A 13838-nucleotide genomic window follows, 5' to 3' on the forward strand; every position below is an offset into this window, starting at 1 on the left:
GGAGGGAGTGTCCGCCCCGACCCGATGGTCGGCGCCGATGATCCTCGGGGGATGGCGCTTGAAGCTCTCGTTGCACACAGGGCAACGACGGACCGTGAGATCGCTCACGATGCTGACACAACTCGGACAGCGATACATGCCCGAATACCTCCCATTCGCCCGCCTCAGCGACGCCCAGTCGTGGCGCTGAGGGAGCATTAGCCCACGCAGAGTGTAGGCCTCTCGACCCAGGTTGTCACCACTCTCCGTGGGAATTCTTGGCGAGGGTTCAGCCTCGACGCTGGAAGAAACCCTGGCCGAACGACCAGGTCTGGGCGTCGAGCTCGGTCGCGACCGCGGCGTCGAAGTCGGGCTGCCAGGGCGCGGCCCGCAGGCTTGCCTTCGTGCGCGCGACGAGCGGCTCGGGTGCCGACGCGGCGCGGGTGCCGAGCGCCACGGCGGCGTCGAGCAACTCCTCGGCGGGATGCGCCGACCATGCGAGGCCGAGCTCGACGGCCCGGGCCGATTCGATCGCGGCGCCGAAGAGCACGCATGCGGCCGCGGCCTGCGGGCCGACTGCGCGCTCGAGCATCCAGAGGTGTCCGCCGCCGGGATGCAGGCCGATGCGCAGGAAGCGGCTGTCGAAGCGCGCGGTCGGGCCGACGACTCGTAGGTCGCACGCGAGCGCGAGGTTGAAGCCCGCGCCGACCGCCGGCCCGTCGACCGCGGCGATCGTCGGCAGCGACGATCCCAGCACGCGGAGGAACGCGTCGTAGACGGTGACGATCGTCCCGTGCTCCGCGGCGTCGTTCGTCGACGCGAGCCGGCCGAGGCTCGACGTGTCGGCGCCCGAGCAGAACGCGGGCGGCGCGCCGGTGACGACCGCGGCGCCGATGTCGTCGTCGGCTTCGAGCGCGTCGAACGCGGCGACGAGCTGCGCCACCATCGGGAGCGACAGCGCGTTGCGGCGCGGCTCGTCGACGAGCCGCACGATCGCGACCCGCTCGCGCCGCTCGATCTCTACCCGCGCTTCGCTCACGCTTCCCGCTCCTGGCGCCGGGCCGCGTGGGCCCCGCTCGCGCGCAGCGAGATTCTCAGCCGCCGCCGTGTTCCTCGTGCGCGCGCGGTCACGGTTGCTCGCGCACGACCGCGGGGGAGTGGCGGAAGAAGCTCTCGACCTCGCGCTCCCACCGGTAGCCGGGATGCTTGTTGCCGATCGTGCCCGCGAGGCGGAGCCCGCGCGCGAACGCGTCGACGGTGCCCGCGGTCGTGTAGCGGTAGTGGAAACCCGCGCGCTTGTAGCGGTCGTTGTCCATGTGCCGCCCGTAGCGCAGGAGCATGAGGCTCTCGGGCGGCATGTCGACGATGCGCAGCATCTTCAGTGGCTCGACGGCCCAGTTCGTGAGGATCGGCGGGAACGGGATGCGGCGCTTGCCGACGATCGCGCAGACTTCGCTCCACGGGATCGAGCCGTCACCGCCGACGTTGAACACGCCCGGCACCGAGTGCGTCGTCGCGTACATGAGGCCGCCGACGACGTCGTCCTCGTGCACGAACTGGATGCGCGGGTCGAAGCCGAGGATCTCGGGAACGAGCGGGAGCTTGAGTGCGGTGGTGTAGGGCGTCTCGATGTCGTCGCCGAGCACGTTCGCGAACCGAAGGAGCGTGACGTCGACGTGCGGGCTGTCGTCCGCGAAGTCGCGCAGGATCCCTTCGACCTCGACGAGCGAGCGCTCGACGTTCGTGCGCGGCGCGCGCGTCCGCTTGTCGTCCTCGCGGAACTGGTACGGATCCTGGAAGTTCGATCCGTACACGAGCCCGCTGCTCTTCAGCACGACCTTGCGCACCGGGCTCCCCGCGGCGCCGGCGGCGGCGAGCAGGCTCATCGTGCCGATGACGTTCACCTCGTGCACCGTGCGGCTGCTCGCGAGCGTCGAGTCGACGATGAGGTGCGTGTGGAGGACGGTGTCGATCTGTGTCGCCTTCACGATGCGGGCGAGGATCGAGTACGACGAGTCGGAGCGCACGAACTCGGTGCGCTCGAGCGGCACGCGTGGGTCGTTCGTGTCGAGGCCGACGACGACGTCGACGTCGGGCCGCGCCTCGAGGATCTGCGCGAGCTTGCCGCCCCAATAGGTCGACAGCCCGGTGACGAGCACGCGCATGCCCATCAGCCGAACCAGACACTGCGGCGCGCGCGCAACATGTCGTAGAGCGCGTTCTGGATGAGCATGCGGACGCGCTCCGACTCCTCCATCACGCGGCTGCGCGAGTAGCGCTCCTGATCGGTCGGGACGTCGAAGTGCACCGGCGGGAGCACGCGCAGCTTGAACTTCGCGGGGAGGTACGTGACGATCCCGAGCGGTCCGAGCAGCAACTGGTTCGCGGTGACGGGGAAGTACGGGAGGCCGACGAGCTTGGCCATGCGGTTGCTCTTCCAGAGGATCGGCATCGACTCCTCGTTGCCGACGACCGCGATCGGCACGATCGGCACGCCCGCGCGCATCGCGATCTCGATGAAGCCGCCGCGCCCGAAGCGCCGGAGCTGGTAGCGGTCGCGGTAGTGCTTGCCGGTTCCCTTGGTGCCCTCGGGGAAGACGAGCACGAGCTGCCCCTCGTCGTGCAGCAGCCGATACGCGTTGTCGGGGTTCGCGGTCACACCGCCACCGCGCGACCACAGCGTGCCGACGACCGGCAGCGCGCGGAACAGGTACTCCGCGAGCCCGTACACGGGCCGGCCGAGATCGGTCTCGATGCCGTGCATGATCACGGGCGCGTCGGCCGGGATCGCGCCGGCGTGATTCGCGACGATCAGCGCACCGCCCTCCCGCGGGAGATGCTCGAAGCCCTCCCACTCGGCGCGGAACCAGTAGCGGTAGATCGGGTCGTACGCGGCGCGCGTCAGCGAACGGAGACGCTCGCTACGACCCCACGAGTCGACGTCGGAACGCCGCGTGCCGTCGATCGGACGTTCGCCCGGTTCGGTCGCGCGGCGCGGCAACGGCACGAGCTCGCCGCCGCGGCGCAGCGAGATGCGCGGCGCGCTCGGCGCCTCGGTGAGATCGATCTCACGATCGCCGGCGTCGGTCACTCGTGAACCTCACCACCTATTGGTCGGGCTCGCAAGCTCGCCCGACGGGACGCAAGACGGGAGTGCTCGAGGTCGCTTGCTCGCTGCGTTCGCCGCTCGCCGCGGGCACCCGTACTCATGAGCGGGCGGCTCCGATCACGAGCCAATGATCACCGAGATAACGCGCGCCCATGCCGACGAGCCGGGCGACCATGAACAACGTGAGCGCGCCCCACAGTGCGACGAGCCCACCGCCGAGTGTGTGCACGAGGATCGCCGCGGGAACGAACACGAACGTCGCGGCGAGCATCGCGAGCGCGAGGTATGCGGTCTCGCCCGCGCCGATGAGAACGCCGTCGAGCACGAAGACGACGCCGTTCATCGGCTGCATGATCGCGACGACGAGCAGGATCGGCAGCGTGGCGTTGCGCACGCTGTGGTCGTGCGTGAACGCGGCGGCAAGCAGCGGGCTCGTGAGCGCGACCAGCGCGCCGAGCACGATGCCTGCAAGCACACCCCACTCGATCATGCGCCGCGCCGATGCGCGCGCGCCGACGGTGTCGCCCGCGCCGAGCGACTGCCCGACGATCGCCTGTCCCGCGATCGCAATGGCGTCGAGCGACAGCGCGAGGAAGTTCCAGATCTCGAATGCGACCTCGTGCGCGGCGACCGGAGCGTCGCCGATGCGTGTCGCGACCGCGGTCGAGACCGTGAACGCGACCAGCAGCGAGCCCGTCCGCACGACGAGGTGACTGCCGACGACGGCCGCGGCGCGGATGCCGACGCGGTCGGGTCGGAGCGACGCGTGCTCGGCGTGCGCCGCGCGCTTCACGATCGCGAGGTACGCGAGCGCGGCGCCGACCTGTGCGATGACCGTGCCCCACGCCGATCCCGCGATGCCGAGATGGAGGCCGAAGACGAGCAGCAGCTCGAGTCCGAGGTTGCCGACGTTCGCGGCGACCTCGATCGCGAGCGGCGTGCGCGTGTCCTGACAGCCGCGCAGGTAGCCGGTGCCCGCGAGTGCGATCAGCACCGCGGGTGAGCCGAGGAGGCTGATGCGGAGGTAGGTGAGCGCGTCGGGCCGGATGCGATGGGATGCGCCCATCGCTGACACGACCGCCGGCGCGACCGCGAGACCGAGCGCGGTCATCGCGATGCCGAGCCCGAGCGCGAGCCAGAGGCCGTCGATCCCTTGTTCCGCGGCCTTCTTGCGATCGCCCGCACCGATGCGGCGTGCGACCGCGGCGGTGGTCGCGTAGGCGAGGAAGTTGAAGATGCCGAAAACGACGCTGAGCAGCGCGCCGGCGACCGCAAGGCCCGCGAGCGGATCGCGACCGAGGTGGCCGACGATCGCGGTGTCGGCCAGGACGTACAGCGGCTCGGCGGCGAGGGCACCGAACGCCGGGAGCGCGAGCCGCAGGATCTCGCGGTCGTGCGCGTCCCGGCGCCACAAGGCCATCGGACGACCCTATTGGCGCGCGGCTCGCCCGGCTCGCGTGATCGGCCGATGCCCCGAGCTCGCGACTCTTGGTCCCGTCAGTTCCCCCGAGGGGAACTCAAGGGATCTGAGAGCGCGACGCGCCGGCCGTGAATGCCGTCCCGGGCTCTGAGTGTCGTAGGGCGGGTGCATGCTGGCCGGGTGGAGTCGCAGAACCTCGTCGGGTTTGCCCAGACCGCTCGTGCGCTCGCGGCCGCGGCGCGGGCGGCCGGGCTCGCCGTGCCCGCGTTCCGCACTCCGCCGAAGCGGCCGGACGCGATGCGCACGATGCGGCGGTTGCCGGGCGGCGCGGTCGTCGCGGTGCGCGTGCGGGGGCGGGCGTGCCCGGAGGTCGTCGCCGACATGGTCGAGGGGGTGATCGCGATCAACCAGCTGCAGGGCGAGGCCGCCACCCGAATTCGCACCGCGTTGCTCGCCGCGGTGACCGAGCCGGCGACCCGCTCACCGGCCGCGGCGTAGCCTCACCGGCGTAGCCCGGGTGGCGGAATGGCAGACGCAGGCGGCTTAAACCCGCTGGCCGTCCAGTACGGCGTGGGGGTTCGAGTCCCTCTCCGGGCACGCCCACCGAAGCGCACGCGCGATCGAGGCCCGCGCACCGGGCGCGGGCCTCGACGATCGCGTGACTTGCTGCTCGTTAGTCGTTGTCTCGGATCGCGACCTTCTCGGAGACCGTGCCGAACGTCGCGTTGACCGGACGGCTCAGGCGGAAGTGGAAGGACTCGCGTGCCTCGACCGTCGTGTTGTCGGTGATCTCGATGCGGACGGCCTTGGTCGTCTCGCCGGGGGCGAAGTTCAGGATCCCGGCAACGCCGACGAAGTCGGCGTACTGGAAGGAGCTCGCGGTGCCGTCGACGGTGGTGAAGTGGACGGACACCGGGTTGGTGGACGGATGGTTGAGTGAGACGGTGAGGTCGACGTAACCGTCGTTCTCACCGACGACGAGAGCGGCTCCGGTCGACACGGTGGGAGTCGCGACCGGGGTGCTGTCGTTGGCGGCGATGGTGACGACGCCCGTGCCGTTCGCGATGGTCGAGTTCGCGGGGTTGGAGAGCGTGATGTCGAACCGCTCGGCGCCTTCGGCGGTGGTGTCGTTGGTGATCGGCACGACGATGTTCTGGACGCTCTGGCCGGGCGCGAACGTGAGCTGGCCGGACTCGGCGGTGTAGTCGCTGCCCGCGGTGGCGTTGTCGTTGCTCGTCGCGTAGCTCACGGTCACGGTGCTGTTGGAGCGGGTGCCGTGGGTGCCGCCGAGGAGCACGGGCACGCTCACCGTGCCGGCCGTCTCGTCGACGATCGCGTTCCGGACCGAGAGCGCGGGCGTCGCGAGCGTCGTGTCGTTGTCGAGGATGCTCACGCGGTTGAACGCGCGGGAGATCGTCGCGTTGACCGGCTTCGTGAGGTCGAGGGTGAACGACTGCATGAGCTCGACGTCGTTCACGCCGTCGGTGATGTCGACGCGGACGGTCTTGGTCGTCTCGCCGGGCGCGTAGTTCAAGATCCCGGCAACACCGACGAAGTCGGCGTTCTGGAACGAGCTCGCCGTGCCGGCCACCGTCGAATAGTGCACGGACACCGGGTTCGTCGACGGCGCGTTGAGCGCGACGGTGAGGTCGATGTAGCCGTCGGTCTCGCCGACCACTGCATCCGGCCCGACCGAGATGGTGGGAGTCGCGACCGGGGTGCTGTCGTTGGCGGCGATGGTGACGACGCCCGTGCCGTTCGCGATGGTCGAGTTCGCGGGGTTGGAGAGCGTGATGTCGAACCGCTCGGCGCCTTCGGCCGCGTTGTCGTTCGTGATCGGCACGACGATGTTCTGCACGCTCTGGCCGGGCGCGAACGTGAGCTGGCCGGACTGCGCGTTGTAGTCGCTGCCCGCGGTGGCGTTGTCGTTGCTCGTCGCGTAGTTCACGGTCACGGTGCTGTTGGAGTGGGCGCCGTGGGTGCCGCCGAGCAGCACGGGCACGTTCACCGCGCCCGCGGTCTCGTCGACGATCGCGTTCCGCGCGTAGAGCCCGGGAGTCGTGGCCGTGGTGTCGTTGTCGACGATGTCGACGCGGTTGAACGCGCGGGCGATCGTCGCGTTCACGGGCCTGGAGAGGTCCAGGGTGAACGACTCCATGAGCTCGACGTCGTTCACGCCGTCGGTGATGTCGACGCGGATGGTCTTGGTCGTCTCACCGGGCGCGAAGTTCAAGACGCCGGAGACACCGACGAAGTCGGCGTTCTGGAACGAGCTCGCCGTGCCGGCCACCGTCGAATAGTGCACGGACACCGGGTTGGTCGACGGCGCGTCGAGGGCGACGGTGAGGTCGATGTAGCCATCGGTCTCGCCGACGACGAGATCAGGGCCCGCGGAGATGGTGGATGACGCGACCGGGGTGGCGTCGTTCGCGGCGATGGTGACGACGCCCGTGCTGTTCGCGATGGTCGAGTTCGCGGGGTTGGAGAGCGTGACGGTGAACCGCTCGGCGCCTTCGGCCGCGTTGTCGTTCGTGATCGGCACGGTGATGTTCTGCACGGTCTGGCCGGGTGTGAACGTGAGGGTGCCGGACTCCGTGGTGTAGTCGCTGCCCGCAAGTGCGGTGCCGTTGTTGGTGGTGTAGTCCACGGTCACGGTGCTGTTGGAGCGGGTGCCGTGCGTGCCGCCGAGGAGCACGGGCACACTCACCGCGCCGGCGGTCTCGTCGACGACCGCGTTGCGGGCGTAGAGCGCCGGAGTCGCCGAGGTCGTGTCGTTGTCGACGATCTCGACGCGGTTGAACGCGCGGGAGATCGTCGCGTCGACCGGCTTCGTGAGGTCCAGGGTGAACGACTGCATCAGCTCGACGTCGTTCACGCCGTCGGTGATGTCGACGCGAACGGTCTTGGTCGTCTCACCGGGCGCGAAGTTCAAGACACCCGACGTGGCGACGAAGTCTGCGTTCTGGAACGAGCTCGCCGTCCCGTCCATGGTCGTGTAGTGAACCTTGACCGTCTGCGTGCTCGAGTTGCTCAGGGTCACCGGGATGTCGACATGACCGTCGGCCTCACCGACGACCACGTCGGGCCCGACCGAGATCGACGGTGCCGCCGGAGCGGCGACTGCGGCCGCGGCGCCCACCCGCAGCAGGAATCCGACCGCCAGCAGGAGCGCGGTCGAGACCGCGAGCGCGTGACGAGTGAAGCGAAGTGTCGAGCGGCCGAACCGGCCGAATCCAATACGGGCGCGCGCGCCCAGAACCTGTCGTGCTTCCATGACCCCATCCTCCTGAGGAGAAACGCCCTGCGGCGGAACGTATCGGCTGTGAGTGGCGGCGACAATCCGCCGCCGATCAACACGATGCGCGTCCGCGCTCAGCGCCCGCTCACGCGCCGCTCAGGCCTCAACCGCAACGGTCGAGACGCCCCCGGCGTCAGGCCGTCGGGTCGAAGAAGCGGAGCTCGACGCCGGCGATGCTGATGACGTCGCCGTGCGCGAGCGGTCTCTCGTCGACGCGCTCGCCGTTCACCGCGGTGCCGTTCGTCGAACCGAGGTCGCGCACGACGTAGTGCGCGTCGCGTCGTACGACCTCGGCGTGGCGGCGACTCACGCGACCGTCGACCAATCGGATCCGCGCGTCCGTGTCCCGTCCGATCACCACCGCGTCGCCGTCGAGGAACACGACCTGACCGTCACCGCATTCGATCCGCGCCGGTCGGTGCGCGTCGCCTTCCTTGACCGTCGCGTACACCGCGGGCTCCACGCCGTCGCTCACGAGGTCGAGCTCCGGGCGGTGCTCGAGGATCGCCTGCTCCAGCGCGCGCAACTCCGGTCCGGGCTCGATGCCCAACCGGTCGACGAGCGCGTGCCGCGCCGACTGGAAGGCATCGAGCGCGTCGGCCTGCCGTCCGTTGCGGTACAGCGCGAGCATCAGCTGGTACTGGAACTGCTCGTGCAGCGCGTCGTGCGCGACCGCCTCGCGGATCTCGGGCAGGATCTCGGCGGCGCGTCCGAGCGCGAGCATCGCTTCGAAGCGGGTCTCCAACACCGCGACGCGCATTGCGTCGAGCCGGGTCGCGGTGGCCTGCACGAGCAGTGAGTCGCGCGCGTCGGCGAAGGCCGCGCCCCGCCAGGGCGACAACGCGTTCGCGGTCGCGGTCGACGCCTCGAGCCAATCGTGTTGACGGCCCGCGGCGATTGCGGTGGACGCGTCGCGTTCGAAGCCGTCGGTGTCGACACTGTCGGCCATCAGCGCGTACGCGGGACCCTTGCGCGCGATCGCCACCGTGGGGTCCGGATGACCCGCGGCGGCGACGGCCTTGCGCAACGAGGACACGTGTTGCTGCAACGAATGCTGGACGCCGTCGGGGAGATCCTCGCCCCAGACGGCGTCCAGCAGTGCGTCGATCGACACGGGTCGGCACGGTGTGGTCGCGAGCGCCGCGAGTACCGCGCGCTGCTTCGCTCCCGGAACGACGACGACGTTGTCGTCGTACGTCAGCTCGACCGGCCCGAGGACTTCGATGCGCAGGCCCGGCACTCGAGCATCGTGGCATCGCGTCGATCAGCTCGCCAACCCGCGCTCGTGACGCTGCGTGCGCCAGATCCACAGCGAGCCGATTCCCATCGCCACCGTGCCGGCCGTCGTGCGCGGGGTCGCGGCGACCGCGCCGTCCGAGTGGAGGTAGCCCCACGGCATCAGCGCGCCGAAGGCGCAGAGCCCGGCACCGGTGGAGACGAGGCGCAGCGGACGAGGCATCGTGCGCACCGTCTCGACGCACCGCTGTCCGATCGCGGGCAGCGGGTTCGCGGCGGCGCGCGTCGGGAGCTCGGAAGGCACGGTGGTCGGCGATTCGATGGTCGCGTGGTCGGTGTTCATGGCGCATCCCTTCGGGACGGGGTGCTGCCCGGTGCGCACCCGTTGCGGGCATCCTGCGACCGACCGCTCCGGCGCGACTCCGGTCGTGCTCAGCTGCCGCTGATTACCGTGGGCCGGGCGGGGTCGGGGATCGGAAGGCGGCGGGGCACGGGGATGAGCGACGATCGTCGTCAGCTCGAGCGGTTGCTACCCGACTACGAGGTTCGCGACCGCATCGGTCAGGGCGAGTTCGGCGCGGTGTGGGAGGGTCGCCACCGGCACCTCGATCGCCGGGTCGCGATCAAGCAGCTGCTGCGTGCGGCGGACGGTACCGACGGCGCGCGCTTCAACCGTGAGGCCCGCATCCTCGCCGCGCTCGACCACGGCAACGTCGTCGCCGTCTACGACTACCGCGAGCGCGAAGACGAGGGTGTACGCGCGCTGGTGATGGAGCACCTCGACGGCGGCACGTTCGCGCAGCGACGCGGTGGGTGCGCGCTCGACGATGTGCTCGCCGCGATCCGCGCCGCCGCGACCGGGATCGGTCACGCGCATCGCCGCGGGGTGCTGCACCGCGACGTCAAACCGTCGAACCTGATGTTCGACGCGCGCGGGAGAGTGAAGGTCACCGACTTCGGGCTCGCGTCGCGATCCGGTGCCACACCGCTCGACGCGACGATCGCCGGCTCGTTCATCGGTACGCCCGCGTACATCTCACCCGAGCAGGCGCGACGCTCGCTCGGCGACGATCGCGTGAGCCTCACCGCCGCGTCGGACCAGTACTCCTTGGCGGCGGTCTTGTACGAGACGCTCACGGGCGCGCTCACTCACGACGCGGCGCACGGCGTGCTCGCGTTGTGCGAGCACCGAATCAACGCGCCCGCACGCGACATCGCGCAGCGCCGTGGTGATCTGCCCGGACCACTCCGCGACGCGATCATGCGCGCGCTGGAGCGCGAGCCGGGCGCGCGTCACGAATCGATCGAGGCGTTCGGGCTCGCGCTGGCCGCGACCGGCGACGGCCCGACGCTTCGATCTCGCGTCGGTCGCGGCGACGTTGTCGAGCTCATCGGTCGCGACGCGGAGCTCGACGAGCTTCGGCGTCTCGTACGCGAGTGCGGGCTCGTCACGATCACCGCGATGGGCGGCGTCGGCAAGACCGCGCTCGCGCGCGCGCTCCAAGGGGCGCCGCCGGACGGTTTCGTCGACGGCGCGCACTTCGTCGACTTGAACGGGGTGACCGACGAACAGCAGGTACGGCACGAGGTCCGGCAGGCATTGGGGCTCCGAGACCTCGCGTCCGCCGACGCCACGGACGAGCTCGCGGAGCTCCTCGGCGATCGTGCGCTGTTGCTCGTGCTCGACAACTGTGAGCAGGTACGGGAGCCGGTGGCCGAGTTGGCGGCGGCCGTCCTCCGGCGGTCGACGACGGTCGCGATCGTCGCGACGTCTCGCGTCCCGCTCGCGATCGCCGGCGAGCAGGTCATTCGGCTCGCCCCGCTCGCGGCGCCGCCCGCGTCCGGCGGACTCGACGATCTCGCGGCGTCGCCCGCGGCGCGCCTGTTCGTGGAGCGGGCCCGGCGTCAACGACCCGACTTCACGATCGACGCGGCGAACGCGCCCGCGGTCCGCGAGATCGCCCGCCGCCTCGACGGCATCCCCCTCGCCCTCGAGCTCGCCGCCGCGCGCGTGCGCGCGATGTCGGCGGCCGAGATCGCCGCGCATCTCGACTCGCGCTTCCGCCTGCTGACCGCGCGCACCGACGACCCGCGTCGCCGCACCTTGCTCGACACGATCGGGTGGTCGTACGCGCAACTCGGCGACGCCGAGCGTCGCGCGCTCGAAGTCTGCGGCGTGTTCGTCGGGGGATTCGACCTGGAAGCCGCGCAGGCGGTGCTCGGCGCGACGATCGGTGCCGATGCGTTCGAGGTGATCGACGTGATCGATCAGCTCGTGGATCGGTCGCTCCTGCAGCGCAACGAGGAAGCGTCCGGCCAGAGTCGCTACGTCGTCCTCGAATCGGTCAAGGAGTTCACGCGCGATCACGCCGAGGGTGGAGAGACGGCGCTCGACGGCGCTCGGGTCGCGCACCTGGAGCACTTCGGGCGCGTCGCCGAGCGTGACGGGCCGGCGCTGTGCGGCCCCGCGCAGGTGGCGATCAACCACCGGTTGCGGCTCGATCAGGAGAACTTCCTGCTCGCGCTCGACACCGCGGCCGAACGTGCCGGCCGCGCCGACGACGGTCTGCGCGGCGCGTTCGCGCTGCGTTACTTCCTGGTCCGCAACAGCATCGCCCCCCTCGTGCGCGAGCGGGTCGAACGGCTCTGCGAGAAGACCGACGACCACGAGCTCGAAGCGCTCGGGCTCACGTTGCTCGTGACCGCGTACTGCGCGCACGGGCGCGTGGAGGACGCGATGGACGCGGCGGCGCGCGCGATGCGGCTCGTCGACGGATCCGTCGACACCTCGCGGGTCGCCGGCCGGGTGCTGCAGAGCCGCGCGCTGGCGCGGCTCTACGCGGGTGACAACGACGGCGGCCTCGACGACGCGCGCCGCTTGCTGTCGTCGCCGGCGATCTCGCACGATCGCCTCGCGCTCGCGGAGGCGCGGAACCTCGTCGCGATCGCGCGGCGGATGATGGACGATGTCGAGGATGCCCGTGTCGAGTACGCGGTGGTCGCCGCCATCTACCGAGACGTCGGCGACGTCTTCGGAGCCGCGATCGGGCTCGTCAACCTCGCGGACTGTGCCATCGCCCTCGACGATCTCGACAGTGCGGAACGCGATCTCGAAGCCGCGCGCCCGCTCGTCGACGAGTGCGACTCGCCGCAGCTCATCGCGTACTTCCACGGGAACCTCGGGCTGGTCGCGCAGCGACGCAACGACCTCGAGCAGGCTCGGCGCGAGTTCGCGTCGGCGATCGCGACGAGCGAGCAGATCGGCGACCGTCAGACCGTGTTGAACAATCTCATCTCGTTCGCCGCGGTCCTCGTCGACTCCGACGAGCCACGCGCCGCGTATCTCGCGGCGGCGGCCGACGCGCTCGCGACCCGCTCCGCGCTCACCCCCGATCCGAACGAGCAGAAGCTGTGGGAGTCGACGAGGGATCGTCTCGCCGATCGCGTCGACGCGGATCTCGAACGCGCCCGAGCGGAGGGCCGCGACGCGAGCCTGCGCGCGGTCGTCGACCTCGTGCAGTCGCTCGTCTCCTGACCCTTCCGCGGGCGGGAGCCGGTGCTGGGTGGCCCGTGAGCGGCGCTCCGTACGGTCGCTCCACTACATCGGAACGCCGTACCGGCACCGGGGGAACAGGGAGCCTTCCCATGCGTCTGCACCGGTCTCCAGCGCTTCGTCGATGCGGCGGACGACGTCGCCATCGGCGGGAGTGGCCGGCAGCACCGCCTGGTCATGGTCGGCGGACGACCTCGGCCCAGAGATCCACGTCGCCGTCGTCGCGCGTGCGCCGGCCGGTCTCGAGCGTGAGCCGGCGCAGCATGCGCTGACGGATCTGGAACGGCCGGTCGCGCAGCTCGACCGAGCGCTCGCAGCGGAGGCGGACGGTCGTCATGCGCGGGTAGGGGAGCACGGTCAGCTGCAGCGGCCGGGTCACGTCGCACTCGATCGCCGCGGTCGCGAGCTCGTTCACGACCGAGACGACGTCCTGCGCGTGCCCGTCCTCGAAGCCCCGCGCCGCGAGCTCCGTGGCGAGCTGCCGGCGCGCCCGCCGCAACCCCGACAGCGCGTTCGGGATCGTGACGCTGAAGTGCGCAGGCTCGCCGGAGGCGGTGCCGCGGCTGGACGGGCGCGCCGGCCGGTGATCACGCGTGGTCGGCACGATCGCGGATCATTGCCGACGGTTGCTCCCCTCAAACCCCCGCGGGTCCGAGGCGCAGCATGACGTAGCCCGTCGCGACGCCGGGCCGCGCCGCGATCGCGACGATCTCGCGACCCGTCCACACCGCGGCCATCACTCGATCGGGCGCCTGCGGGAGCGCGACGCGATGGCCGCTCGCGACGTCCCAGGCGTAGCCGCGACCCGTCGTGCCGTCGTCGATCCACGCGGCGAGTGCGGCGCCCGTGAACGCGCTCGCGTCGGCCGACGCGCTCGGAACCGCGGGGGTCGGGAGCGTTCGACGTATGCGGGTCGTCATGTCGTACACCGATCCGTCGCGCGCGCCCTGGATCGAGCATGTGATGACCGTCCCCTCGCCGCAGAAGAGTGTCGACGGCGGGAACACGAGCTGCGTGCCGGTCGAATACGCGAACCAGTCTCCCTGCGTCGTCAGGCTGAGCGTTCCGCCGGTGATCGGACCCAGCGGCTCCCAGTCGCGCGAGCCGACCCGCCAGCTGTACGCGTCGACCGTCGTGCCGTTGTTCGGCCCGCTCGGCGGCGTTCGCTGCGTCCCGACGATCGCGACGACGCGACCCGCGGCGAACGCGAGGTGTGTCGCCTCGAGGCGGGTTCCCCCGTGCG

Annotated in this window: 11 protein-coding genes and 1 tRNA gene; 3 read left to right on the forward strand and 9 right to left on the reverse strand. The window is 70.8% G+C overall.

Going from position 1 to position 13838, the window contains the following annotated elements:
* Positions 1 to 268: 268 nt before the first annotated feature.
* The 4 genes from VH914_17120 to VH914_17135 all read right to left on the reverse strand — a co-directional run bounded on the left by VH914_17120 (position 269) and on the right by VH914_17135 (position 4508).
* On the reverse strand, positions 269 to 1018 hold the full coding sequence (locus tag VH914_17120) for an enoyl-CoA hydratase-related protein (protein ID HEX4492930.1): 750 nt from the start codon (positions 1016 to 1018) through the stop codon (positions 269 to 271).
* 88 nt (positions 1019 to 1106) lie between these two features.
* On the reverse strand, positions 1107 to 2150 hold the full coding sequence (locus tag VH914_17125) for an NAD-dependent epimerase/dehydratase family protein (GenBank protein ID HEX4492931.1): 1044 nt from the start codon (positions 2148 to 2150) through the stop codon (positions 1107 to 1109).
* Positions 2150 to 3070, reverse strand: coding sequence for a lysophospholipid acyltransferase family protein (locus tag VH914_17130; GenBank protein HEX4492932.1), 921 nt, complete (start codon positions 3068 to 3070; stop codon positions 2150 to 2152). The genes VH914_17125 and VH914_17130 overlap by 1 nt, the downstream gene beginning before the upstream one ends.
* Before the next feature lie 115 nt (positions 3071 to 3185).
* Complete coding sequence (locus tag VH914_17135) at positions 3186 to 4508, reverse strand: MATE family efflux transporter (protein HEX4492933.1); 1323 nt, start codon at positions 4506 to 4508, stop codon at positions 3186 to 3188.
* 180 nt (positions 4509 to 4688) lie between these two features.
* Here VH914_17135 and VH914_17140 point away from each other — a divergent pair, with 180 nt between their 5' ends.
* Both VH914_17140 and VH914_17145 read left to right on the forward strand, forming a co-directional pair.
* Complete coding sequence (locus VH914_17140) at positions 4689 to 5006, forward strand: hypothetical protein (protein ID HEX4492934.1); 318 nt, start codon at positions 4689 to 4691, stop codon at positions 5004 to 5006.
* 13 nt (positions 5007 to 5019) lie between these two features.
* Positions 5020 to 5105 (forward strand) — tRNA-Leu (locus VH914_17145).
* A gap of 76 nt (positions 5106 to 5181) precedes the next feature.
* Here VH914_17145 and VH914_17150 read toward each other — a convergent pair.
* From VH914_17150 to VH914_17160, 3 genes are all read right to left on the reverse strand, one after another.
* Positions 5182 to 7782 (reverse strand): Calx-beta domain-containing protein, encoded by a 2601-nt coding sequence (locus VH914_17150; protein HEX4492935.1) that lies wholly within the window; start codon positions 7780 to 7782, stop codon positions 5182 to 5184.
* A 157-nt stretch (positions 7783 to 7939) separates the two neighbouring features.
* Positions 7940 to 9046: a BTAD domain-containing putative transcriptional regulator gene (locus VH914_17155; protein ID HEX4492936.1), complete on the reverse strand. Its 1107-nt coding sequence runs from the start codon at positions 9044 to 9046 to the stop codon at positions 7940 to 7942.
* Between the two features lie 24 nt (positions 9047 to 9070).
* Positions 9071 to 9385 carry a hypothetical protein gene (locus tag VH914_17160; protein HEX4492937.1) on the reverse strand — a complete coding sequence of 105 codons (315 nt, stop codon included), beginning with the start codon at positions 9383 to 9385 and terminating at the stop codon, positions 9071 to 9073.
* Positions 9386 to 9538: 153 nt separating this feature from the next.
* On the opposite strand from VH914_17160, the gene VH914_17165 reads away from it, so the two are divergent.
* Positions 9539 to 12577 (forward strand): protein kinase, encoded by a 3039-nt coding sequence (locus tag VH914_17165; protein HEX4492938.1) that lies wholly within the window; start codon positions 9539 to 9541, stop codon positions 12575 to 12577.
* Positions 12578 to 12770: 193 nt separating this feature from the next.
* Here VH914_17165 and VH914_17170 read toward each other — a convergent pair whose 3' ends face one another.
* Entirely contained in the window at positions 12771 to 13199 is a 429-nt protein-coding gene (locus VH914_17170) for a hypothetical protein (protein HEX4492939.1), read from the reverse strand.
* 31 nt (positions 13200 to 13230) lie between these two features.
* Positions 13231 to 13838: hypothetical protein (locus tag VH914_17175; GenBank protein HEX4492940.1), on the reverse strand; the 608-nt coding region annotated here is incomplete at its 5' end.

It is taken from the genome of Acidimicrobiia bacterium (genome assembly GCA_036271555.1).
Lineage (GTDB): Bacteria > Actinomycetota > Acidimicrobiia > IMCC26256 > PALSA-610 > DATBAK01.

What these genes read in the sequence shown, in the direction of transcription:
- VH914_17160 (HEX4492937.1), bottom strand. Translation starts at nt 9,385, where the DNA reads ATGAACACCGACCACGCGACCATCGAATCGCCGACCACCGTGCCTTCC.
- VH914_17125 (HEX4492931.1), bottom strand. Translation starts at nt 2,150, where the DNA reads ATGGGCATGCGCGTGCTCGTCACCGGGCTGTCGACCTATTGGGGCGGC.
- VH914_17150 (HEX4492935.1), bottom strand. Translation starts at nt 7,782, where the DNA reads ATGGAAGCACGACAGGTTCTGGGCGCGCGCGCCCGTATTGGATTCGGC.
- VH914_17165 (HEX4492938.1), top strand. Translation starts at nt 9,539, where the DNA reads ATGAGCGACGATCGTCGTCAGCTCGAGCGGTTGCTACCCGACTACGAG.
- VH914_17135 (HEX4492933.1), bottom strand. Translation starts at nt 4,508, where the DNA reads ATGGCCTTGTGGCGCCGGGACGCGCACGACCGCGAGATCCTGCGGCTC.